The sequence below is a fragment of the Flavivirga eckloniae genome, assembly GCF_002886045.1.
In the GTDB taxonomy this organism is placed as follows: domain Bacteria; phylum Bacteroidota; class Bacteroidia; order Flavobacteriales; family Flavobacteriaceae; genus Flavivirga; species Flavivirga eckloniae.
Genome location: NZ_CP025791.1, coordinates 1411641 through 1436545, shown reverse-complemented (window position 1 = coordinate 1436545; position 24905 = coordinate 1411641). Strand labels below are relative to the sequence as shown.

Below are 24905 nucleotides of genomic sequence, written 5' to 3'. Positions count from 1 at the left end.
GAAGGTGCGATTATACTTACGAATAGGTTGTGTGTTAGTATTTTTTCCGTAACTATCTGTAGTTAAAAACTTTAAAAAAATTTTGTTTATATGGAATTTCTTTATATTTTCGACGAAATGTATTTTTTCATCGATTAAATGCATTTACCCCAAATGCTAACCATAAAATACCAGTTATGAAAGTTCAACAAATATCCTTAGAACAGGATAATTGGCTAGAAGATATTTCAGTTTTAAATATTGAAGTCAGTATATTTCTGCTTTTCGTTTCCCCAGATTTTACTCCCAAAGAGGATGTGTTAGATTTTATAAATAATAAGTATCCAGATACGACCATAATAGGGTGTTCAACAGCAGGAGAAATATCCGATATAACTGTTAAAGATGAAACTATATCGTTAACGGCTATACAGTTGGATAAAGTGACCTGTAAAAAAACATCGATCAAAATCGTTGATATGGAATGTAGTTATAAGTCAGGACAAAGCTTGGCAAAGAACCTTTTTAATAAGGATTTAAAGCACGTACTGGTTTTAAGCGACGGACTTAATGTTAATGGAGCCGATCTGGTATCTGGTTTAAAATCGGTGATCCCCGATGTGAGTATTACAGGAGGGTTGGCTGCAGATGGTTCTAATTTTAACAAAACATTTGTTATTAATGGTAATGCCATTGTCGACAAAACCATTATCGCTTTAGGCTTTTATGGCGAGCATTTAAAAGTTGGTTGTAGTTCCAAAGGCGGATGGGATAGCTTTGGTATTGAGCGTTTAGTTACAAAGTCTAATAAGAATGTGCTTTACGAATTAGATGGTATGCCAGCCTTAAAATTATATAAATCCTTTTTAGGAAAACAGGCAGAAAACTTACCAAGTTCGGGATTATTGTTCCCATTAAGCATGCGGATAGACGAAGATTCTACACCGATTGTGAGAACTATTTTAGCTATAAACGAGGAAGACCAAAGTTTAACATTTGCAGGTAATATTCCAGAAGGATCTTATGTGCGTTTAATGAAGGCTAATATCGATAGATTAATAAATGGCGCTGCAGATTCTGCAATAGGAGCTAAAAAAGATAAGAATGAAGACTCTGAGCTAGCCATTCTAATTAGTTGTGTAGGCAGGCGCCTGGTTTTAAAACAAATGGTAGAAGAAGAAGTAGAAGCAGTAAGAGAAATAATAGGAGAAAAACCTAGTATTACAGGGTTTTATTCTTACGGAGAAATTGCGCCTTTTGGTGAGTTTTCACCCTGCGAATTGCACAATCAAACAATGACTATTACAACGCTTTCAGAATGCTAGGCAAAGATTACCATAGACTTTTAAAACGTCAGTTAAAAAAAACAGGGTTAGACTCTTCTGAAAATCCAGAATTTGTCAAGTTTTTTAATATGGTTAACGAAGCTTACAAAAGTTTCGATAATGATATAAAGCATATTGAAAATATTCTCGAAGAAAGTTCTAAAGAGCTCTATGTAGCCAATCTAAGACTAAGAAAAGAAAGAGATCATACGAACAAAAAATTAGAGCATTTAGTAGATAATATTGGAGGTGTTCTTTTTGAAACAGATCTCGATGGTAATTTTACTTTTTTAAATAATGCTTGGGCAGAATATTCAGGAATTCCTATTGAATATGCTGTTGGTAAAAGTTTTAGACATTTTTTACACGGAGAGAATATAGACGGTTTTAAGCGGTTTGATGAGTTGTTTTCTAAAGAAAAGGAACACATTAAATTTATATTTAAGCATCAGAGAAATGACGAATTAATGTGGTTTGAGGTTAAATCAAAACTTATAAAAGATGGAAAGGGTAATTCAACAGGCTTTATAGGTACTATTACAGATGTAACAAACCTAAAAGAGACAGAAATTGAATTACAGAGAGCGAGTAAATCCAAAGATGAGTTCTTATCTACAATGTCTCACGAAATTAGAACACCATTAAATGCAGTTACCGGTTTAACCAACATATTATTGATGGAAGATTTTTTACCACATCAGTTAGAAAATCTAAAAGCACTAAAATATTCCGGAGAACATTTACTAGGGTTGATAAACGATTTGTTGGATTTTGATAAAATTAAATCCGGTAAATTAAAACTGATAGAGAAAGATTTTAGCTTAAATTATTTTTTAGAAAGTATAAAATCCCATTTTGGTTTAAGAACAGAGAAAAAAGGCTTGATCTTTAATGTTATAAAAGAAAACGATGTCCCCGATAATATTATTGGAGACAAATTAAAACTCACTCAAATAGTTAAAAACTTATTGAGCAATTCCTTAAAGTTTACCGAAAATGGATGTATTAATCTTAGCGTTAAAAATTTAGGAGTAAAGGAGAATAAAGTAAAGCTTGTTTTTAAAGTAATGGATACTGGAATAGGTATATCGAAAAGCAGGCAGGAATCTATTTTTGAAAGCTTTATGCAGGCAAACTCAGAAACTTCCGTAAAGTACGGAGGTACAGGTTTAGGTTTGTCTATAAGCAAAAAACTGTTAAACCTTCAAGGGAGTGATTTAGTTGTAGAAAGCGAGCTTGGTAAAGGCGCAACGTTTTCATTTGAAATAACTTATAAGATAAGCAACAGGCTTAGTGTTTATGAGCCAGATATGATTAAAATGCAGCCAGATTACAGTCCTATTGATATAAACGTACTGGTTGCCGAAGACAATAAGATGAATGTACTCATACTTAAACGTTTTTTTAGTAAATGGGGCATTACGTTTACAGTTGCAGAGAATGGGGAAGAAGTTCTCGATTTGTTTGAAAAATTTGACTATGATTTAATACTGATGGATCTGCAAATGCCTAAGGTAAACGGGTATCAGGCCACTAAAATTATTAGAAAGTATCAGGATAAAAATAAAGCGAATGTACCCATAATAGCTTTAACTGCCTTTGCTCAAACCGATGTAAAGAAAAAAACAGAATTATATAAAATGAACGGGTTTATGGGGAAACCTTTTAACCCCGAAAAGTTATATAAATTACTAAAATCGTATAGTAAAGATTATAATAAAAAAGCTATGTAATGACTGCAATTTGTCTATGGGAAACACACTTTTAAGTTTAGAGGCAAACATCAACTTCAAGTCAACTATTTGTTCGAAACATGTTATTCATAAAACTAATTAAGTAGTTTTTAATTAAACAAAACCACTAAAAATGTAAGTTATTTCTTAATATTATTTGGAATTTACGTACAGTGGTTTTAATTTAGTTGCATGCAAGAAGATTTTCTACATTATATCTGGAAACACAAAAAGATTGAAATAAATAATCTTAAAGCCGTTACAGGAGAAACAGTTACAATTAACACGGTAGGGCAGCATAACCAAAATTCGGGACCAGATTTTTTTAATGCCCAACTTAATATAGATGAACAACTCTGGGCAGGAAATGTTGAGATTCATGTAAAATCATCAGATTGGTTTTTGCATAATCACGAACAAGACAAAGCATACGATAATGTTATTTTACATGTGGTTTGGGAGCATGACACCGATGTTTATAGAAAGGATAATACCGTAATTCCAACTTTAGAACTAAAAGGGCTTATCGATAAAACAATCTCGGAGAATTATGAAAAATTGTTTGTCGAACAAGACAAATGGATTAATTGCGAACATGATTTTATGAGTACCGACAATTTTGTTTTGCAGAATTGGTTAGAACGGCTGTTTTTGGAACGTTTAGAACGAAAAGCTAAAACCATAGAATTACTTTTAAAGGAATCTCAAAACGACTGGGAAGCAGTGTTGTTTAAAATGCTGTCTAAAAATTTCGGACTTAAAGTAAATGGAGATTCGTTTTTTAGTATGGCAAAATCCATTGACTTTTCAATAGTAAGGAAAACACAATCAGATCAAAAAACCTTAGAAGCATTGTTTTTTGGGCAAGCTGGTTTGTTGAACAAGGATATCGAAGATACTTACTATTTAGGTTTGGTTAAGGAGTATCAATTTTTAAAGCAAAAGTTTAAATTGGAAAATAAACGGGTCTTGCCATTCCAGTTTTTCAGGTTACGTCCGTCTAACTTCCCAACCATTAGGTTGTCTCAATTAGCTGGGTTGTACTACGAGCATCAGAACTTATTTTCTAAGATTATAGAAACAAATCATATAGGAGATTTTCATAAGCTGTTTAAAGTAACAACGTCAAAATTTTGGGAGACACATTATACCTTTCAAAAAGAGTCAAAATCATTAAAAAAAACACTTACCAGATCGTTTGTAGATTTATTGGTTATCAATACAATTATTCCGCTTAAATTCTGTTACGCAAAACAAAAAGGACAGAGGATGGATTCAGAAATTTTCAAAATTGCAACCTCGATTATTTCAGAGAGAAATGGCATTATTGATGCCTTTAATGGTTTAAAAGAGATTTCTAAATCAGCATTAGATTCGCAAGCGCTCATTCAGCTTAAAACAGAATACTGCGACAAAAATAAATGTTTGCAATGCGCAATTGGCAATTCTCTAATCATTAAACAGTAATAGCTTTACTTTTCAGTAAGTTTCTTTTAGATATCAATTAAAACCTTCCGTTCAATAATGTCCGTTTTAGTTTGTCTTTAACGAAATTGAAAGGTTCAAGATAAACTTCAGTTGAAATCTAAAATATTAAATTTTATATTTAAATTGCGGTATGAAAAGTATCTATAAACCATTACTGTTTTTTCAAAAACATGGTTATTATGTTTGTCAGCGTATAGCCGAAAGATTTGGTATTAGAGCTAAGGTAGTAAGAACATCGTTTATGTATGTAACGTTTGTAACTGTTGGCTTTGGCTTTGCACTGTATTTGTTCTTAGCTTTTTGGATGCGTATTAAAGATTTAGTCTATACCAAACGGTCATCTGTTTTCGATTTATAATTTACAGGATGAATAAAACAAGATTATTAAGCTGTTGTTAATACTATTATATGAATTACATCTGTCCATCAAAAAAATAAAAGCTACCAGATGAATCCGCTTATAAAGAATCCACTTATAAAGTTTTTTAAAACCAAAATATATACAGCAGTATTACTACTCGTAATCATTGTATCTATTGGTGTTACTGGTTATAAAGTAATATCTGGTTACTCATGGGTTGATGCGTTATACATGACGGTTATTACCATGACAACTGTCGGGTATGGCGAAGTGGTGCCATTAGATGAGCAATCTAAAGTTTTTACAATATTTTTAATATTAGGAAGTGTGGTTATTGTAGGGTATGCGCTCTCAATAATAACGGAGTATATTTTGAGTAAGAATAATATCGATGAATTAATATATAAGAAGATGCAAAAAAAGATAGATAGTTTTAAAGGTCATATCGTTATTTGTGGTTATGGCAGAAATGGAAAACAGGCAGCTAGAAAACTTTCGGCTTATAAAAAGCATTTTGTAGTTATTGAAAAAGATAAAGAAATGGAAGACCGTCTTCAAATGGATGAGGTGCCTTATGTAATTGGTAATGCCAATGAAGATGAAACACTCATGCAAGCAGGAGTCGATAGAGCATCCTGTTTAATCTCAGCTTTGCCTAATGATGCCGATAATTTGTTTGTTGTACTTTCAACCAGACAATTAAATAAGGCTATAAACATAATAAGTAGGGCATCTTTAGAAACATCGTACGATAAATTGAAGTTAGCAGGAGCCAACAATGTTATATTGCCAGATAAAATAGGGGGCGATCATATGGCGTCCTTAGTTGTAATTCCTGGTTTAATGGAGTTTGTTGATAACCTGTCTATAGTAGGGAAATCGAATATAAACATAGAAGAAGTTGCTGTAGAAAAGTTATTTACTTCAAATACAAAAGAAGCAAGAACGATTAAAGATTTAGACCTTCGTAGAAAGACTGGTTGTACCGTTATTGGTTATAAAGACGAAAACGATGAGTATCTAGTAAACCCTGAGGCAGAACTAGAATTAGCTACAAATTCCAAGATTATTGTTTTGGGTAGACCCGAACAAATAGAAGCCTTAAATTCTGCATACAATATAGATTAGCGAAATTTACGATTTTAACAAGCATTGTTTTAAAAAATCATTTTTTTTTAGCATCTTGCTAGCTTTTAGTACGAATTTTCAATAAAAATTAATTAATAAAGTTTTCTTATGAAGAAATATCTTCTTTCAATATTTACATTAATTCTACCATTTATAACATTTGCACAAGAAGCAGTCGAAAAAGGACTGGATCAACGAATAGATGAGGGATTTAAGCCTTTTTCTGATGCAGTTTTTAATATTATTTTCTTCCCTGTTTTTGGTGTTCCGTTTGTACTGATTCTACTTGTATTCAGTGCATTGTTTTTTACTATATATTTTGGTTTTCCAAATATTAAATATTTTGGAAAAGCTATTAATACAGTAAGAGGTAAATACGACGAAATTGAAGGAGGACATGAAGCAGCAGACACTCCAATGACTATTGATGGTGATATACGAGATACCATAAGAGACGAAAGTCAAGAAGGAGAAGTGAGTCACTTCCAAGCTCTAGCAACAGCTGTTTCCGGTACAGTAGGTAACGGTAATATAGCAGGGGTTGCCTTGGCAATTGCTTTAGGAGGTCCTGGGGCAACATTTTGGATGATTGTTTGTGGGTTATTAGGAATGTCTTCAAAATTTGTTGAATGTACGTTAGGGGTTCAATATAGAGATGTTGGAGAAGATGGAACGGTTTACGGAGGGCCTATGTATTACATTAGTAAAGGTTTAAAAGAAAAAGGGTTTGCTATGCTAGGGAAAATTGCCGCAGTGCTTTTTGCAATTTTTTGCATCGGAGGATCTTTTGGAGGTGGTAATGCAGCACAATCAAATCAAGCAACCATAGTTTTAAAAGATTTATTAGGATTAGATAATACAGGCGCAGGTTTTTGGATAGGGGTTATATTAGCTGTTTTAGTAGGTATTATTATTATAGGGGGGATTAAAAGAATAGCCTCAGTTACAGAAAAAGTAGTGCCTTTTATGGCAGTTTTCTATTTACTAGCTTGTTTATATATAATTTTTAGCAATTTTTCATTAGTCGATGATGCTATAGGTTTAATATTTAAAGAAGCTTTTAACCCTACAGCAATTGGAGTTGGTAGTATTATAGGTGTATTGCTAGTAGGATTTAAACGTGCAGCCTTTTCAAATGAGGCAGGTGCAGGTTCTGCTTCCATTGCGCATTCTGCAGTAAAAACAAATTATTCGGCATCTGAAGGTTTAGTAGCTTTATTAGAACCTTTTATTGATACAGTTGTTATTTGTACAATGACAGCTTTAGTTATTATTATATTTAATTTTGGAGGTGAGTTTCAATACGGAGGAGACGGTCTGGGAGCAGTTATAATTGATGGTGTTTCTTATGAAGGAGCAGGAATTACTTCAAAAGCATTTGCACAATACATACCATATTCTAATGTGTTTTTAACAGTTGCCGTTGTGTTATTTGCAGTTTCAACAATGATTTCATGGTCTTATTATGGCTTACAATCTTGGAAGTTTTTATTTGGTAGAGGTAAAGTAGCAGATTTAGCTTATAAGGTTTTATTCTTAATGTTTGTTGTTATTGGAGCAGCAGCAAGTATGGGATCTATCTGGCAATTCTCTGATGCTATGATTTTTGCAATGATATTCCCTAATATGATAGGATTGTTCTTCTTATTCCCAGTAGTTAAAAAGCAGTTGAAAAGATATTTGGATGCTATAAAAGCAGCAAAAGCATAATAGCATTATATGCAAAATTTCAAATCCCATTTCACGTTTACTAAAGAACAGCGAAATGGGATTTTTTTATTAATCCTACTCATTTTAGGATTGCAATGTGTTTATTTTTTTGCAGATTTTTCGCCAGAAGCTATTTTGGTAAATAAAGAAGAACTCGAAAGATTCAATAAGGAAATAGATTCGCTTAGATTGGTACAGTTAGAAAAAAGCAAACCTAAAGTATACCCATTCAACCCAAACTATATTACAGACTTTAAAGGAGCAGCTTTAGGAATGTCTAATATAGAAATTGACAGGCTGCTAGCTTTCAGAAAGCAAAATAATTGGATTGTTTCAGCAAAGCAATTTCAAGAAGTTACTAAAGTATCAGATTCAATTTTAAGCCGAATATCTCCATATTTTAAATTTCCAGAATGGGTTACTAACCCAAAAAGAAAACGAGCACCAGTTTTTAATCGTAAAAATATTGCAAAAACCTTTGAGGAGAAGCAGGATTTAAACAAAGCAACGGCAGAGCAATTACAAACCATAAATGGTATTGGAAAAGTGCTATCTAAACGTATTATAAGATTTAGAAATAAATTTGTTGGAGGCTTTATTGACGATGTACAACTTCGGGATGTATATGGTTTAACTTCAGAACTAATTGATCAACTAACAAAGAATTTCACCGTAAAAACTCCAAGACAGGTTCAAAAAATAAACATAAATAAAGCAACAATAGAAAGTTTAGTAAATGTTCAGCACATAGATTATGATTTAGCCTATAATATAGTAGAACAACGTAAATTAAGAGAAGGATATAAATCTCTTGATGAATTAACAAAAGTAAAGGACTTTCCAGTAAATAAAATCAATATAATTAAATTATATTTGTCCCTCGATTAAAAAACATTAGTATTTACGAAATAAATATACGCCTAAAATTAACTTGGTTAGGGGAAGAAGCTAATTCGTAAATAATGAGGTAGGTCGCTAAAAAGTAAACTCAATATCAATAAGATAGATAAAGTAGTAGAGACTTTTTATATAACCTCCTAACAGATAAAAAAATAATAAATTTAAATAAATGAATAGTATGTACTTCACAGAAGAACATAACCTTTTTAGAAAAAGTCTTCAAGATTTTTTAAAGAAAGAAGTAGTTCCTAATATAGAAAAGTGGGAAAAAACAGGAACTATAGATAGATTTATTTGGAAAAAGTTTGGAGACATGGGCTTTTTTGGAATTAACTATCCAGAAGCTTATGGTGGAATGAATTTAGATTTGTTTTACACGGTTATACTTTTGGAAGAACTTCAAAAAATAAACTCAGGCGGTTTTGCTGCTGCGATTTGGGCTCATGCTTATTTGGCCATGACACATTTAAATGCGGAAGGTGATGAAGCCATTAAGGAAAAGTATTTAGCACCGAGTATTTCTGGCGATAAAATAGGATGTTTATGTATTACAGAACCTTTTGGAGGTAGTGATGTGGCAGGCATACGGACAACAGCTGTAAAAGAAGGCGACCATTATATTATTAACGGATCCAAAACGTTTATTACTAATGGCGTTTACAGTGACTATTTGGTTGTGGCTGCAAAAACGAATCCCGAATTAGGAAATAAAGGTATTAGCATTTTTGTTATAGATAGAGAAGTAGAGGGGGTTTCGGCAACCAAACTGGATAAGTTAGGTTGGAGAGCATCAGATACCGGAGAGATAGCATTCAATAATGTTAAAGTACCCGTTGCAAATTTAATGGGAGAAGAAAACAAAGGGTTTGGCTATATATTACAGCACTTTTCTTTGGAGCGTTTAATAATGGGGGTAAATGCACATGCGCGTGCCGAATATGCCCTCGACTATGCTTTACAATACATGTCCGAACGTCAGGCTTTTGGAAAATCTATAGATTCATTTCAAGCTCTAAGGCATAATATTTCAGATTTATATACCGATATGGAAATCTGTAAAACTTTTAATTACGCGGTTACATATAGATTGAATAAAGGCGAGTATGTAGTAAAAGAAGCATCGATGTCAAAGTTGAAGTCTACAAAAATGGCAGACGATGTTATATATCAATGTCTTCAGTTTCTAGGTGGTTATGGTTATATGGAAGACTACCCGATGGCTAGACTTTTAAGAGACAGTAGGCTAGGACCTATAGGAGGTGGTACATCAGAGATTCTTAGGGAAATTATTGCTAAAATAATTATTGATAAGAAAGAATATAAACCTGTATGTGACTAAACGAACCTCTTGGATTTTTGATGAAAATCAAAACGATTATCATCAAAATAGTCATAGGAAAGAAGGGGTAACTTGGTACAAGTTAGAATATCTACTGTTGCAAAACGCTAGCTGTTGTATTATTTAGTTAAATCAGCTATGTGTTTGTAAGTTAGTTTTTTACTTCATTAATCTTACAGGATAAAATTATTTAATAAAGTTATAAACACGAAAACGTTTTCGTGTTAATTGTGATTTTTAGGTTAGGTGTTTAATTTATAATTTGAAGGAAATTTAAACCTAAATATCATGAAAATTCTTCTAAAACGATTAAAATTGATTTTGCCAATATGCTTATTGCTTATTGGCTGTTCAAAAGAAAGACTATTGGATGATCAATCATCCAATGAACGATCTCCTAATGCAGAACTCATAAAATCTGCACCATCTAAAGCAACAAAAGCTAGTAATTTAAAACAGATAGGTTCCGGTGTTATGATGCAAGCCTTTTACTGGGACGTGCCAGCTGGCGGAAATTGGTGGAACACACTGAGTGGAAAAGTACAAAATTGGAGCAATGCAGGTATAGATGCGATCTGGTTACCACCCGTAGCTAAAGCGCAAAACGGACCTTTTTCTATGGGGTATGACCCATTTGATTATTTTGATTTTGGTAAATATAACCAAATGGGGAGTGTGGAAACACGCTTTGGATCTGAAGACGAGTTAACATCGCTAATTACTTCTGCCCATAATGCCCAGTTAAGTGTTATTGCAGATATTGTGATTAATCACAATAGTGGAGGGCAGAATGAAGTAAATCCAGTTAATGGACAAAGTAATTGGACTAAATTTACGCCTCTATCAGGGAAATTTAACAGAGACTATAATGATTTCCACCCTAATCATAATCATGGAAGTGATTCTGGAATTTTTGGTGGATTTCCAGATTTATGCCATCATCAGGTTAGAGTGCAAAACGAATTGTGGAAAAATTCCGAATCTGTAGCAAAGTATTATAAAAACGTAATGGGGTTTGACGGTTGGAGATTCGATTATGTAAAAGGCTTCGAACCATGGGTTGTAAAAGACTGGAAAAATGAAGTTGGAGGATTTGCTGTAGGAGAATATTGGGATGGTAATGCAGCGACATTAGATTGGTGGACAGGACAAGCAGAAGTGAGTGCTTTCGATTTTGCATGTTATTATAAAATGAGAGATGCTTTTGAAGGGAATAATTTAAACAAATTAAATGAAGATATGCTATGGAAACGCAACGGTACAAAAGCAGTAACCTTTGTTGCTAATCATGATACCGACGAGATCTTTAATGGAAAAATGTTGGCTTATGCATATATACTCACACATGAAGGCTATCCTACTATTTTTTATAGAGATTATGAAGAATGGTTAGATAAAGAGCGTCTTAATAACTTAATATGGATTCATAATAATTTGGCAGGAGGAAGCACCAGTATATTGTATACTGACGATAATGAATATGTCGCTAAAAGGAATGGGCATAATAATGCAGGATTAGTGGTATACATAAATAATGCGGATTCTTGGCAAGAACGTTGGGTAGAAACGAATTGGTCTAACACAGTTATAAAAGATTATACCGGACATTCTGGATGGCAGCCAATGACGCAATCGGGAAACTGGGTGAAAATTCAAGTGCCTCCAAAGAGTTACACCGTTTGGGCACCAAAATAAAAATTAAAAAATTAGTTGTTAATTCTTGATTTAAATTTATATTTGCATCCTGAAAATCTAAAAGAGAGGAGGTTAAGACACTATGTTAATAATACCAATTAAAGAAGGAGAAAATATAGATAGAGCGCTAAAGCGTTTTAAAAGAAAGTTTGATAAAACTGGAACTAAGCGTCAGTTACAAGTTCGTAAGCAGTTTAACAAGCCTTCTGTTTTACGTAGAGCCCAGATTCAAAAAGCTCAGTACATCCAAGGATTAAGAGATGCAGAAGATATATAAGTTGTACTAAATAATATTAAAATCCCGCTATAAGCGGGATTTTTTTTTGCTCCCTATTTATATAGGGCTTTAAAGGAAACATTGCAATAATAGTTTATAAACAAAAACCACCTGAAAATAGATGTTTTCAGGTGGTTTGCTTAAAAGTGCATATATCAATTTTATTCTTTAATAATTTTTTTTGAAATGACCTCTCCGTTTTTAAGTGTCGTTTTAAGAATATACATGCCCGTTGGATAATCACTTAAGTTTAAAGAGAATGATCTTACATCTTGATATTTTGCGTTTTCTTTAATATAAATGGTGCCAAAATTATTGCCTAATACCCAAGACGCTATGTTCTCTGTACTTGAAATATTTATGATGCTTGATGTAGGGTTAGGGTAGAGTTTTATGATATTTTCTATTTCATCATTAATTCTTTGAAAAGTTCCCACTGTTTTATTACTCGAAGAAGAACATTCTTGAATTTTACCTATAAATTCACCTCCACTTGTACGAAAACCATTTCCAAGAATAATTGAATTACCAGCATAACATTCTACAATAGCATTAGTATATAGAGATCCATAAAAATTAATAGTATTGATTGCGTTGATTATATAAGTTCTACCTCCTGGATGTTGTTGAGAAGCTGGTACTGTGTAATTTTCAGGACAATTAGGATATGTTGTATACACAAAAATATCATACCCATTATTCCAAGGTCCTTTACTTCCGTTAACACATTTTGCTGCAATTCTGAATCTATAACTCGTTTCAGGTTGTAAATTTGAAGCAAAATAATTTGTTGTGTTTACAGGTAAAATAACACTACTCCAAGAAGAAGCTGAAAGGGGTTTGTATTCAAAAACATAGCCATTATTTCCTTGTAAATTATCCCAATCAAAACCTATCTTCGTTGAAGATTCATAAATAGGGCCAAAACTTTTTACATCATTTAAAGCACAAATGTTTTCAGGGCAACCATTATTAGATGCTGGTCCTACTTCATTGGGGCAATTATCTTGTGAGTCAGGAATACCATCACCATCTGTGTCAGGGTCACTATTAGTATAAGTAACATTGATATATAAAAAACCAGTATGATAATTATTAGATTCGTCATACCATTCTTGCTTAAAAATATAATTTGTAGTTGTAGTGGCAGATACCGTTCTTTTAAATCGAAAAGTTACAGTTTTCACATCACCAACATATATAGCACCTGTTCCAGGACTATGGTTAAGATACCCATTATCTGGAATTTGATATGTATTGATAAACCAACTACTAGCACCGGACGCATTTCCATAGCCATTTAATTGAATTGTTACTTCAGTTTCTACACCAGAATTAACAGATACAGATTGAGTTGTTGGAGTAAAAGTGATACTATTCGCATCAATATTATTACTGTATAATAATGAGATACCAGTAATTATTAAATATTTTAAATATTTCATTATAATATGTTTTTATAGTTAACAAAAAGCATTATTCTATTTGTAATCCCATTTACAGGGTTGTCTCCTTTGCTTAAATGAAACGTCTTTTTTTGATTATCAATCCAAATTCTTGAAGTTAACTCCCTTGAGTTTGTCCATAAATTTATTCCTTGACTTACTTCATTACCATTTGTTTCTATTTCTATCGTATTTCCAATGGGGATAGGAGTTCCGCTTATGTAAGTCATATCAGATATGGTTACAGTTTGTGCATCTATAATACTTGTAATTGTTATAAATAGTATAGTAACATAAAGTTTTAGGTATTTCATAATAACATGTTTTGTGGTTTAAGGTTTAATAATAGTTTTGGGGATTAGTTCTTATAAAAAAGTAAGAATTTTATTTAATATAAAGTTACAGGATATACTTGATAATTCGCTAAGGTTTTTCATTATAATTTATAATGAAAAACCTTATTTAACATATAAGAAAGTATGTCTGAAAAAATCAGTAATAATGGATGCAATTTTAATGCTCATCACATCTATAGTTAAAGAGAAATTTTTACAAAGAAGAATCTATCTGTAGCACTGTATTCTTACCACAACAAAGTTGAATTAACCATATTCCTGTTCTTTAGTCTCCTTCATATATTTAAGAAGTTGCTTTAAATGTTATTTCAATACGTGCTATAGGGAAGTTATTAATATAGAATACACGTTAGTAATTGTTTAACAGGTAATTCATTTTTTAAAAAATTATAAGGCTATGTAATTAATTAAAACTTTGTACTTTTAGCTTAATACAAGCAAGTCATATCAAGATGCCATTAAAACCATTCATAGACTATTTATTACTCGAAAAGAATTATTCAGCTTTAACGGTTAATGCCTACCAAAAAGATTTGGAAACTTTTTCAGAATTTATAAAGGAAGAATACGATATGGATAGTATAAAAGGAGTAAACTATTCGCAAATAAGAAGTTGGATTGTTAATATGGTAGAAAAAAATTTGTCGAATAGAAGTATCAATAGGAAGGTATCTGCATTAAATACATATTTTAAGTTTCTTTTAAAAACAGGAGATATAAATCTGAACCCATTATCAAAGCATAAAGCTTTAAAAATGAGTAAAAAGATTCAAGTGCCTTTTTCAGAATTGGAAATGACCACAGTTTTGGATGATTTAAATTTTGACGATGACTTTGAAAGTATTCGTAATAAATTAATTATAGAACTATTCTATTCAACAGGGATTAGAAGGATAGAACTGGTTGAGTTGAAACGGTCATCTATAGATTTAGATAGCAAAGCATTGAAGGTTTTGGGTAAAAGGAACAAGGAGCGTATTATTCCATTATTAGGTTCTGTAATTGAAACAATAAGTAAGTATTTGATTTCAAGAAATAATTTAGAACGTATTATAGATACTGATCATCTCCTTTTAACGAAAAAGGGGGTTAAAATTTATGAAACACTTGTTTACAGAATAATAAATGACTATTTTAGTGAGGCATCAACAAAGGTGAAAAAGAGTCCGCATATTTTGCGCCATTCTTTTGCAACCCATATGTTAAACCAAGGTGCTGATTTAAATGCTGTTAAAGAGCTTTTAGGACATTCAAGCTTAGCTGCTACACAAGTTTATACACATAATAGTATAGCAGAATTAAAAAAGGTGCATATAAAAGCACACCCTAGAAGTAAAAAATAGTATAGTGAACAATTATTAACCAAAAACCAAAAGGATGAAAGTAAACACGCAATCGGTGAATTTTAATGCTGACCAAAAGTTAATAGATTTTATTCAAAAGCGTATGGATAAATTAGATATGTTTTATGATAAAGTGATTCAATCAGATGTTTATTTGAAAGTTGAAAATACCAGCGAAAAAGAAAATAAAATATTCGAAGCGCGGGTAAGTGTTCCAGGAGATAGTTTTATAGTAAAGAAACAATGTAAAAGCTTTGAAGAAGGCGCAGATATAGCTGTATCGTCGTTAGAAAGACAGCTAAAAAAGAGAAAAGAAAAGTTAAGACCACATTTATAGTAAAAATTTTTAAAAAATGTTTTGATTAAAAAAATAAATCTATACATTTGCAGTCCGTTAGAAATAGCGGACTTTTTTTATGCGTGAAAAGTATAAAAAACGCCGATGTAGCTCAGCTGGCTAGAGCAGCTGATTTGTAATCAGCAGGTCGTGGGTTCGAGTCCCTCCATCGGCTCTTGAAATTTTGAAAGACGTATCAGGTAATTAACTGGAGTTTGTTTTTAGACAAAGGTTAGTAGGGGCGAGAAGTTTACCCTGAGCGTAGTCGAAGGGAGTCCCTCCATCGGCTCTTGAAATTTTGAAAAACGTATCAGGTAATTAACTGGAGTTTTGTTTTTGAAACAAAGGTTAATAGGGACGAGAAGTTTATCCTGAGCGCAGTCGAAGGGAGTCCCTCCATCGGCTCTTTAAGTTTCTGCGGAGGCAGGAATCTTCAGATAGAAAATTAATATCTGTTTGAAGGAAGTTCTTTTAAAAAATGAAATAAGTTTAATTGGGGAGATACTCAAGCGGCCAACGAGGGCAGACTGTAAATCTGCTGACTATGTCTTCGCAGGTTCGAATCCTGCTCTCCCCACACCAACAATTTTAGAATTCAAAACTCTAAAATTAAACAATTGCGAGAGTAGCTCAGTTGGTAGAGCGTCAGCCTTCCAAGCTGAATGTCGCCGGTTCGAACCCGGTCTCTCGCTCTAAGCGAATGTTGTCACGCCAAAAGCGTGATCTCTCGCTCAAAATTCCTGCGGAGGCAGGAATCTCTTCTTTTGAGAATTGTCTTAATGTTTGTAAATATTAAGATGTATTTAAAAAGAATAGGAAATAAAAACTTTACGCCGGTGTAGCTCAGGGGTAGAGCGTTTCCTTGGTAAGGAAGAGGTCACGGGTTCAATTCCCGTCATTGGCTCTATTTTAATAGCTAAAGAATTAGAATACACTAATATTATTATATAACTAAGATTAAATTATTTAAAAAACATGGCAAAGGCAACTTTCGATCGTTCAAAACCACACTTAAATATTGGTACAATTGGACACGTAGATCACGGTAAAACAACTTTAACTGCTGCTATTACTAAAGTATTAGCTGATGCAGGTTTATCAGAAGCAAGAGATTTCGATCAAATTGATAATGCTCCAGAAGAGAAAGAAAGAGGTATTACAATTAATACATCTCACGTAGAATATCAAACAGAGAATCGTCACTATGCTCACGTTGACTGTCCAGGTCACGCGGATTACGTAAAGAACATGGTAACAGGTGCTGCTCAAATGGATGGTGCAATATTAGTTGTAGCTGCTACAGATGGTCCTATGCCACAAACTCGTGAGCACATCTTATTAGGTCGTCAAGTAGGAATTCCTCGTATCGTTGTTTTCTTAAACAAAGTAGATATGGTTGACGATGAGGAGCTTTTAGAGTTAGTAGATATGGAAGTTAGAGATTTATTAAACTTCTATGAATATGATGGAGATAATGGTCCTGTAATTTCAGGTTCTGCTTTAGGTGCTTTAAATGGAGAGCAAAAATGGGTAGATACAGTATTAGAATTAATGAAAGCTTGTGATTCTTGGATTGAAGAGCCATTAAGAGAAGTTGATAAAGATTTCTTAATGCCAATCGAGGATGTATTCTCAATTACTGGTCGTGGAACTGTTGCAACAGGTCGTATCGAAACTGGTATTGCTAACACTGGTGATCCTGTAGAGATTATTGGTATGGGTGCTGAGAAATTAACATCTACTATTACAGGTATTGAAATGTTCCGTCAAATCCTAGATAGAGGAGAAGCTGGAGATAACGCTGGTATCTTATTAAGAGGTATTGAGAAAACTCAAATCTCAAGAGGTATGGTAATCTGTAAGCCAGGTTCTGTAACACCACATAAAAACTTCAAAGCTGAGGTTTATATCCTTAAAAAAGAAGAAGGTGGACGTCATACTCCATTCCATAATAACTACCGTCCACAGTTCTACGTACGTACAACTGACGTAACTGGAAACATTGCGCTTCCTGATGGAGTTGAAATGGTTATGCCTGGAGATAACTTAACTATTACTGTTGAATTAATCCAACCAATTGCATTGAACGTAGGTTTACGTTTCGCAATCCGTGAGGGTGGTAGAACAGTAGGAGCTGGTCAGGTAACTGAAATTTTAGACTAATACAGTTGAATACATAATAAGCTAAGGTATTCCGTTTTCGGAATACCTTGACTTATATTTACGGGTTTAGCTCAGTTGGTAGAGCACTGGTCTCCAAAACCAGGTGTCGGGAGTTCGAGTCTCTCAACCCGTGCGAAGCAAAGGATTGTGAGCAAAGAAGTTTATGCAAAGCGTAGTCGAAGAGAGTCTCTCAACCCATGCTTAAAAGAAGCTAATATTTATAATTGGCTTTTTTAGATAAAAATAATGAGGATAGTTTTTTACTTAATCACTACAAGGCAAGGTGGTCAGGTTAAAAAACTTTAAGAACAGAGGGATTTAATCCGTTCAAAAAAATAACAAATGGCTGGAATTGTAAATTACGTAAAAGAATCATTCGGAGAACTTAAGAACAATGTAAGTTGGCCATCATGGGCAGAAGCACAAAGCTTAACAGTTTTGGTTGCTGTATTTTCAATTTTATTCTCCTTAGCAATTTGGGGAGTAGATACAGTATTTAGCAAAGTTGTTAGTTATTATTTTCAGTTAATTAATTAATAGATTAATTGTTGAATTTATGTCAGAAGTAAGCGAAAAAAAGTGGTACGTAGTAAGAGCTGTAAGTGGTCAGGAGAATAAGATTAAAACTTATATCGAGAATGAAATAGCTCGGTTAGGTCTTCAAGATTATGTCGATCAAGTATTAGTTCCTACAGAGCGTGTGATTCAAATTAGAAATGGAAAAAAAATACACAAAGAAAAAGTGTTTTTTCCAGGGTATATTATGGTCCAAGCTAATTTAACAGGAGAAGTGCCTCATATAATACGTTCGGTTACTAATGTAATTGGGTTTTTAGGAGAAACTAAAGGAGGCGATCCAGTACCGCTTAGACAGTCTGAAGTAAACAGAATGCTAGGTAAAGTCGATGAGTTATCTGTAGAAGAAACAGCAAATGTTGCTATACCTTTTACTAAAGGAGAAACAGTAAAAGTTATCGACGGACCATTTAATGGATTTGATGGTACTATTGAGAAGATAAATGAAGAAAAGCGTAAACTAGAAGTAATGGTTAAGATTTTTGGAAGAAAAACACCATTGGAGCTAAGTTATATGCAAGTTGAAAAAGTATAATAATTGTTACACTATATATGAAGATACGTTCTTTTGCTTCCAAACTATAAGAATCGTATCTAACTAAATTATTAAAAATGGCAAAAGAATTAGGTAAAGTAGTTAAGTTACAAGTTCGGGGAGGTGCTGCGAATCCATCGCCACCGGTTGGACCCGCTTTAGGTGCTGCTGGAGTTAACATCATGGAGTTCTGTAAGCAATTTAATGCTAGAACACAGGATAAGCCTGGTAAAGTATTACCGGTTGTTATATCTGTTTACAAAGACAAGTCATTTGACTTTGTAATTAAAACTCCTCCAGCTGCAGTACAATTATTAGAAGCGGCCAAGGTGAAGAAAGGTTCAGGAGAACCAAACCGAAAGAAAGTAGCTAAAGTTTCTTGGGATCAGATTAAAACTATTGCAGAAGACAAAATGGTAGATTTAAATGCATTTACTATAGAGTCTGCTATGAAAATGGTTGCTGGTACAGCAAGATCTATGGGAATAACCGTTACAGGAAAATTTCCTAATTAATCTTTTAAAAGACATTAGAAATGGCAAGATTAACAAAAAAGCAAAAAGAGGCTGCAGCGAAAATAGAAAAAGGAAAACTTTATTCTGTTGATGAAGCATCAGCATTAATAAAAGAAATTACTAATACTAAGTTTGATGCATCTGTAGATTTGGCTGTGCGTTTAGGAGTAGATCCTAGAAAAGCAAACCAAATGGTAAGAGGTGTTGTATCACTTCCACACGGTACTGGTAAAGATATGAAAGTATTAGCATTGGTAACACCAGATAAAGAAGCAGAAGCTAAAGAAGCTGGTGCAGATTACGTTGGTTTAGACGAGTACCTTGATAAAATTAAAGGTGGTTGGACAGACGTAGACGTAATTATTACTATGCCAAGTGTTATGGGGAAATTAGGTCCTTTAGGACGTGTATTAGGTCCAAGAGGTTTAATGCCTAACCCTAAAACAGGTACAGTAACTATGGATGTTGCTAAAGCTGTAACAGAAGTAAAAGCTGGTAAAATTGACTTTAAAGTTGATAAAACCGGTATTGTACACGCTGCTATAGGGAAAGCTTCATTTAGTGCTGATAAAATTGCAGGTAATGCAAATGAATTATTACAGACATTAATGAAATTGAAACCAACAACTGCAAAAGGTACTTATGTGAAAAGCATATTTATGTCTAGCACCATGAGTCCTAGTGTTGCAATTGATCCTAAAATTGGTTAATCAGTTAAAATACTTTTATTATGACAAGAGAAGAAAAATCACAAGTAATTGAGGAATTAACTGCAGAATTAGCTAACTGTTCAAATATTTATTTAACAGATATTTCAGGATTAAACGCAGGGTCAACCTCAGATTTACGTCGTGCTTGTTTTAAAGCCAACGTAAAAATGGCAGTCGTTAAAAATACATTGCTTGAAAAAGCTATGGAAGCGTCAGATAAAGAATTTGGTGAGCTTCCTTCAGTTTTAAAAGGGAATACATCTGTGATGTATTCTGAAACAGGTAATGCACCAGCAAAGCTAATTAAGAACTTCCGTAAAAAATCAGATAAACCTTTATTAAAAGGCGCATTTATTGAGGAAGCTGTTTATATTGGCGATGAGCAATTAGACGCATTAGTAGATATCAAGTCTAAGGATGAGTTGATTGGAGAAATTGTTACATTATTACAATCTCCTGCTAAAAATGTTATCTCTGCACTTAAATCGGGTGGAGGAACACTTGCTGGTATTATTAAAACACTATCTGAAAAAGAAGGATAGTATTAAGCAGTACGCACTTATTACAATTATATTATTATTAAAAAATTATTAAAACGATAGAAAAATGGCAGATTTAAAAGATTTCGCAGAACAATTAGTTAACCTAACAGTAAAAGAAGTAAATGAGTTAGCTACTATATTAAAAGATGAGTATGGTATCGAGCCTGCTGCTGCTGCTGCAGTTGCTGTTGCTGGTCCTGCTGCTGGTGGTGGAGACGCTGCTGAAGAAAAAACTGAGTTTGATGTAATCTTAAAAGCAGCTGGTGGTTCTAAATTAGCAGTTGTAAAATTAGTTAAAGAATTAACTGGTTTAGGATTAAAAGAAGCTAAAGGATTAGTAGACGAAGCGCCAAGCCCAATCAAAGAAGGTGTAGCTAAAGACGAAGCAGAAGCTTTAAAAGCATCTTTAGAAGAAGCAGGAGCTGAGGTTGAGCTTAAGTAAGCTTACCAACTCAAAAACATAAAGGTTTAGGTCTGTTACGCAAAAGCGTAACAAGACCTAAACCATTTTGCGTATATAACAATTACATACGCCAATAACTATTATTTTTTAATCATAATTCCGTCCATTGATGTTATCAACACAAGCTGAAAGATTAAATTTCTCGTCTATTGTAAATAGAACAGAATATCCGGATTTCTTGGATATTCAGATTAAATCCTTCCAGGATTTTTTCCAACTAGAAACAAAATCTGAAGAAAGAGGTGATGAAGGTCTTTATAACACCTTCATGGAGAACTTCCCTATTACAGATTCTCGTAATCAATTTGTTTTAGAATTTTTAGATTACTTCGTAGATCCACCAAGATATGCTATTGATGAGTGTATTGAACGAGGACTTACTTACAGCGTTCCGCTAAAAGCAAGGTTAAAGTTATACTGTACAGACCCTGAACATGAGGATTTCGAGACCATTGTTCAAGATGTGTACTTAGGAACAATACCTTACATGACACCAAGTGGTACTTTTTGTATCAACGGTGCTGAACGTGTCGTAGTTTCTCAATTACATCGTTCACCAGGAGTATTTTTTGGTCAATCTTTCCATGCAAATGGAACAAAACTATATTCAGCTAGGGTAATTCCTTTTAAAGGATCTTGGATTGAATTTGCTACAGATATTAATCAGGTAATGTATGCTTACATCGATAGAAAGAAAAAGTTACCTGTTACAACATTATTTAGAGCAATAGGTTTTGAGCGTGATAAGGATATCTTAGAGATTTTTGATCTTGCTGAAGAAGTAAAAGTATCTAAATCTGGATTAAAGAAATATTTAGGAAGAAAATTAGCAGCACGTGTATTAAACACATGGCATGAGGATTTTGTTGATGAAGATACAGGGGAAGTAGTATCTATTGAGCGTAACGAAATAGTACTTGATCGTGATACTATTTTAGATAAAGAGAATGTAGAGGAAATTATTGAAGCAGATGTAAAAACAATTCTTTTACATAAAGAAAGTGCAGAACAAGGTGATTACGCCATTATTCACAATACGCTTCAAAAAGATCCAACAAACTCAGAAAAAGAAGCTGTAGAGCATATCTACAGACAATTACGTAACGCTGAGCCGCCAGATGAGGAAACAGCGCGTGGTATCATTGATAAATTATTCTTCTCAGACCAACGTTACTCTTTAGGAGAAGTAGGTCGTTATAGAATGAACAAAAAATTAGGTCTTGATATTGGAATGGATAAGCAAGTGCTTACCAAAGAAGATATCATTACCATTATAAAATATTTAATCGAGCTTATCAACTCTAAAGCAGAGATTGATGATATTGATCACTTATCTAACCGTCGTGTACGTACAGTAGGTGAGCAATTATCACAACAATTTGGTGTTGGTTTAGCACGTATGGCACGTACGATTCGTGAGCGTATGAACGTTCGTGATAACGAGGTGTTTACACCAATAGATTTGATTAACGCTAAGACTTTATCGTCTGTAATTAATTCGTTCTTTGGTACAAACCAGTTATCTCAGTTTATGGATCAAACAAATCCATTAGCAGAGATCACTCACAAACGTCGTTTATCTGCATTAGGACCAGGAGGTTTATCGCGTGAAAGAGCAGGTTTCGAGGTACGTGATGTACACTATACGCACTACGGACGTTTATGTCCTATTGAAACACCAGAGGGACCAAATATTGGTTTAATTTCATCACTTTCTGTATATGCAAAAGTGAATTCAATGGGATTCATTGAAACACCGTATAGAAAAGTAACAGATGGTGTTGTTGACATAGAAAATAAGCCAACATATTTAAGTGCCGAAGAAGAAGAAGAAAAACTAATTGCACAAGCAACAGTAGAAGTTGATGATAGCGGTAAAATATTACACGACAAGGTAATTGCTCGTATGGAGGGGGACTTCCCGGTAATAGAGCCAACTTCTGTAAACTATACAGATGTAGCACCAAACCAAATATCGTCAATTTCGGCATCTTTAATTCCTTTCTTAGAGCATGATGATGCGAATAGAGCGTTGATGGGATCTAATATGATGCGTCAAGCAGTACCATTATTATTACCACAAGCTCCAATTGTAGGAACAGGATTAGAGCGTCAAGTAGCTTCAGATTCTCGTGTATTAATCAATGCCGAAGGAAAAGGAGAAGTACTATATGTTGATGCAAACGAAATAAAAATTAAATACGATCGTACAGAAGACGAGGCTAAAGTAAGCTTTGATAGCGACGTTAAAGTATATCAATTAGTTAAGTTCAGAAAAACGAATCAAGGAACATCTATCAACCTAAAACCAATTGTAACCAAAGGTGATATTGTAACTAAAGGTCAGGTTTTATGTGAAGGTTATGCTACTCAAAAAGGCGAGTTAGCATTAGGTAGAAACATGAAAGTAGCTTTCATGCCTTGGAAAGGATATAACTTTGAGGATGCGATTGTAATTTCAGAAAAAGTAGTAAGAGAAGATATCTTTACATCTATTCATATTGATGAATATTCGTTAGAAGTTAGAGATACCAAATTAGGTAACGAAGAGCTAACAAACGATATCCCTAACGTTTCTGAAGAAGCTACTAAAGATTTAGATGAAAACGGAATGATTCGCGTAGGTGCTGAAGTAAAACCTGGTGATATTCTTATAGGAAAGATTACTCCAAAAGGTGAATCTGATCCTACTCCGGAAGAAAAATTATTACGTGCAATCTTTGGTGATAAAGCAGGCGATGTAAAAGATGCCTCTTTAAAAGCATCACCATCTTTAAATGGTGTTGTAATTGAAAAGAAATTATTTGCAAGAGCCGTAAAAGATAAGCGTAAGAGAGCACAAGATAAAGATGATATCTTACAATTAGAAGGTATTTACGATGCTAAGTTTGATGATTTAAAGAATGTGTTAATCGAAAAACTTTTCACTATCGTAAATGGTAAAACAGCTCAAGGTATTTACAATGATTTAGGTGAAGAAGTATTGCCAAAAGGTAAAAAATTCACACTTAAAATGTTAAATGCTGTTGATGATTATGCACATTTAGTATCAGGTAAATGGACAACAGATGAGCATACTAACCAACTTGTAGCCGATTTAATTCACAACTATAAGATTAAAGAAAACGATTTACAAGGTTCTTTAAGACGTGAGAAGTTTACAATTTCTGTAGGTGATGAATTACCAGCAGGAATCATCAAATTAGCAAAAGTTTACATTGCTAAAAAACGTAAGCTTAAAGTAGGAGATAAAATGGCGGGACGTCACGGTAACAAAGGTATTGTTGCTAGAATCGTTCGTCAGGAAGATATGCCTTTCTTAGAGGACGGAACACCTGTTGATATTGTATTAAATCCACTTGGTGTACCATCTCGTATGAATATTGGTCAGATATACGAAACAGTATTAGGATGGGCAGGACAAAAATTAGATCGTAAATATGCGACTCCTATTTTTGACGGAGCAACTATAGATCAAATTAATGGATTTACAGATGAAGCTGGAATTCCAAGATATGGGCATACTTATTTATATGATGGTGGAACAGGTCAGCGTTTCGATCAACCAGCAACAGTTGGTGTGATTTACATGTTGAAACTAGGACACATGGTAGATGATAAGATGCACGCACGTTCTATAGGACCTTACTCATTAATTACACAACAACCATTAGGTGGTAAAGCACAGTTTGGTGGTCAGCGTTTTGGAGAGATGGAAGTTTGGGCACTTGAAGCTTATGGAGCATCAAGTACACTACGTGAAATCTTAACAGTAAAATCTGATGATGTAATTGGTAGAGCAAAGACATACGAAAGTATTGTTAAAGGAGAACCGATGCCAGATCCGGGACTACCTGAATCTTTCAACGTACTTATGCACGAATTGAAAGGATTAGGATTAGATATTAGATTAGAGGAATAATAAAATAGTTAGCAGTAATCAGTCAGCAGTAGGCACTGCGCACTGAACACTGAACACTGAATA

Annotated in this window: 22 protein-coding genes, 5 tRNA genes and 1 pseudogene; 25 read left to right on the top strand and 3 right to left on the bottom strand. The window is 33.6% G+C overall.

Annotated elements, in window-relative coordinates; translation table 11 throughout:
- Window positions 1–176: 176 nt before the first annotated feature.
- From C1H87_RS05930 to rpsU, 10 genes are all read left to right on the top strand, one after another.
- Complete coding sequence (locus tag C1H87_RS05930) at window positions 177–1304, top strand: FIST signal transduction protein (RefSeq protein WP_102754933.1); 1128 nt, start codon at window positions 177–179, stop codon at window positions 1302–1304.
- Entirely contained in the window at window positions 1298–3037 is a 1740-nt protein-coding gene (locus tag C1H87_RS05925) for a PAS domain-containing sensor histidine kinase (RefSeq protein ID WP_102754932.1), read from the top strand. The genes C1H87_RS05930 and C1H87_RS05925 overlap by 7 nt, the downstream gene beginning before the upstream one ends.
- Window positions 3038–3229: 192 nt before the next feature.
- Window positions 3230–4504 carry a DUF2851 family protein gene (locus C1H87_RS05920; protein WP_102754931.1) on the top strand — a complete coding sequence of 425 codons (1275 nt, stop codon included), beginning with the start codon at window positions 3230–3232 and terminating at the stop codon, window positions 4502–4504.
- Between the two features lie 151 nt (window positions 4505–4655).
- Window positions 4656–4883: a PspC domain-containing protein gene (locus tag C1H87_RS05915; RefSeq protein ID WP_102754930.1), complete on the top strand. Its 228-nt coding sequence runs from the start codon at window positions 4656–4658 to the stop codon at window positions 4881–4883.
- 90 nt (window positions 4884–4973) lie between these two features.
- A complete protein-coding gene (locus C1H87_RS05910; RefSeq protein ID WP_102754929.1) occupies window positions 4974–6014 on the top strand; it encodes a potassium channel family protein in 1041 nt (346 codons plus the stop codon).
- Window positions 6015–6122: 108 nt separating this feature from the next.
- The gene (locus tag C1H87_RS05905) at window positions 6123–7724 is read left to right on the top strand and encodes an alanine/glycine:cation symporter family protein (RefSeq protein ID WP_102754928.1); all 1602 of its coding nucleotides are present in this window, start codon (window positions 6123–6125) and stop codon (window positions 7722–7724) included.
- 9 nt (window positions 7725–7733) lie between these two features.
- A complete protein-coding gene (locus C1H87_RS05900) occupies window positions 7734–8612 on the top strand; it encodes a ComEA family DNA-binding protein (protein ID WP_102754927.1) in 879 nt (292 codons plus the stop codon).
- Between the two features lie 181 nt (window positions 8613–8793).
- On the top strand, window positions 8794–9963 hold the full coding sequence (locus tag C1H87_RS05895) for an acyl-CoA dehydrogenase family protein (protein ID WP_102754926.1): 1170 nt from the start codon (window positions 8794–8796) through the stop codon (window positions 9961–9963).
- 288 nt (window positions 9964–10251) lie between these two features.
- The gene (locus C1H87_RS05890; protein WP_102754925.1) at window positions 10252–11658 is read left to right on the top strand and encodes an alpha-amylase; all 1407 of its coding nucleotides are present in this window, start codon (window positions 10252–10254) and stop codon (window positions 11656–11658) included.
- An 82-nt stretch (window positions 11659–11740) separates the two neighbouring features.
- The gene (gene rpsU, locus C1H87_RS05885; RefSeq protein ID WP_102754924.1) at window positions 11741–11935 is read left to right on the top strand and encodes a 30S ribosomal protein S21; all 195 of its coding nucleotides are present in this window, start codon (window positions 11741–11743) and stop codon (window positions 11933–11935) included.
- A 161-nt stretch (window positions 11936–12096) separates the two neighbouring features.
- Here rpsU and C1H87_RS23725 read toward each other — a convergent pair whose 3' ends face one another.
- The 3 genes and pseudogenes from C1H87_RS23725 to C1H87_RS05875 form a co-directional block, all read right to left on the bottom strand.
- Window positions 12097–12615: a T9SS type A sorting domain-containing protein gene (locus tag C1H87_RS23725; protein ID WP_394337962.1), complete on the bottom strand. Its 519-nt coding sequence runs from the start codon at window positions 12613–12615 to the stop codon at window positions 12097–12099.
- 276 nt (window positions 12616–12891) lie between these two features.
- Window positions 12892–12978 (bottom strand): annotated as a pseudogene (locus tag C1H87_RS23720) (thrombospondin type 3 repeat-containing protein); the annotation flags it as partial.
- A gap of 401 nt (window positions 12979–13379) precedes the next feature.
- Entirely contained in the window at window positions 13380–13694 is a 315-nt protein-coding gene (locus tag C1H87_RS05875) for a hypothetical protein (protein ID WP_102754923.1), read from the bottom strand.
- 494 nt (window positions 13695–14188) lie between these two features.
- Here C1H87_RS05875 and C1H87_RS05870 point away from each other — a divergent pair, with 494 nt between their 5' ends.
- From C1H87_RS05870 to rpoB, 15 genes are all read left to right on the top strand, one after another.
- On the top strand, window positions 14189–15079 hold the full coding sequence (locus tag C1H87_RS05870) for a tyrosine-type recombinase/integrase (protein WP_102754922.1): 891 nt from the start codon (window positions 14189–14191) through the stop codon (window positions 15077–15079).
- Between the two features lie 34 nt (window positions 15080–15113).
- Window positions 15114–15416 carry a ribosome hibernation-promoting factor, HPF/YfiA family gene (gene hpf / locus C1H87_RS05865; RefSeq protein ID WP_102754921.1) on the top strand — a complete coding sequence of 101 codons (303 nt, stop codon included), beginning with the start codon at window positions 15114–15116 and terminating at the stop codon, window positions 15414–15416.
- A gap of 101 nt (window positions 15417–15517) precedes the next feature.
- Window positions 15518–15591: transfer RNA gene (locus tag C1H87_RS05860), tRNA-Thr, on the top strand.
- Between the two features lie 320 nt (window positions 15592–15911).
- Window positions 15912–15993, top strand: a tRNA-Tyr gene (locus C1H87_RS05855).
- Window positions 15994–16035: 42 nt separating this feature from the next.
- Window positions 16036–16108: transfer RNA gene (locus tag C1H87_RS05850), tRNA-Gly, on the top strand.
- Between the two features lie 140 nt (window positions 16109–16248).
- Window positions 16249–16320 (top strand) — tRNA-Thr (locus tag C1H87_RS05845).
- Between the two features lie 71 nt (window positions 16321–16391).
- The gene (gene tuf, locus C1H87_RS05840) at window positions 16392–17579 is read left to right on the top strand and encodes an elongation factor Tu (RefSeq protein WP_102754920.1); all 1188 of its coding nucleotides are present in this window, start codon (window positions 16392–16394) and stop codon (window positions 17577–17579) included.
- Between the two features lie 60 nt (window positions 17580–17639).
- Window positions 17640–17712 (top strand) — tRNA-Trp (locus C1H87_RS05835).
- A 209-nt stretch (window positions 17713–17921) separates the two neighbouring features.
- Window positions 17922–18116 (top strand): preprotein translocase subunit SecE, encoded by a 195-nt coding sequence (secE, locus tag C1H87_RS05830; protein WP_102754919.1) that lies wholly within the window; start codon window positions 17922–17924, stop codon window positions 18114–18116.
- A gap of 19 nt (window positions 18117–18135) precedes the next feature.
- Complete coding sequence (nusG, locus tag C1H87_RS05825; RefSeq protein ID WP_102754918.1) at window positions 18136–18690, top strand: transcription termination/antitermination protein NusG; 555 nt, start codon at window positions 18136–18138, stop codon at window positions 18688–18690.
- A 77-nt stretch (window positions 18691–18767) separates the two neighbouring features.
- Complete coding sequence (gene rplK / locus C1H87_RS05820) at window positions 18768–19205, top strand: 50S ribosomal protein L11 (RefSeq protein WP_102754917.1); 438 nt, start codon at window positions 18768–18770, stop codon at window positions 19203–19205.
- Between the two features lie 20 nt (window positions 19206–19225).
- Window positions 19226–19915 (top strand): 50S ribosomal protein L1, encoded by a 690-nt coding sequence (gene rplA / locus C1H87_RS05815; protein WP_102754916.1) that lies wholly within the window; start codon window positions 19226–19228, stop codon window positions 19913–19915.
- Window positions 19916–19935: 20 nt separating this feature from the next.
- Window positions 19936–20457, top strand: a complete 522-nt coding sequence (gene rplJ, locus C1H87_RS05810) for a 50S ribosomal protein L10 (RefSeq protein ID WP_102754915.1) — start codon at window positions 19936–19938, stop codon at window positions 20455–20457.
- 64 nt (window positions 20458–20521) lie between these two features.
- A complete protein-coding gene (gene rplL / locus C1H87_RS05805) occupies window positions 20522–20899 on the top strand; it encodes a 50S ribosomal protein L7/L12 (RefSeq protein WP_102754914.1) in 378 nt (125 codons plus the stop codon).
- A gap of 130 nt (window positions 20900–21029) precedes the next feature.
- Window positions 21030–24842, top strand: a complete 3813-nt coding sequence (gene rpoB / locus C1H87_RS05800; RefSeq protein WP_102754913.1) for a DNA-directed RNA polymerase subunit beta — start codon at window positions 21030–21032, stop codon at window positions 24840–24842.
- Window positions 24843–24905: the final 63 nt, after the last annotated feature.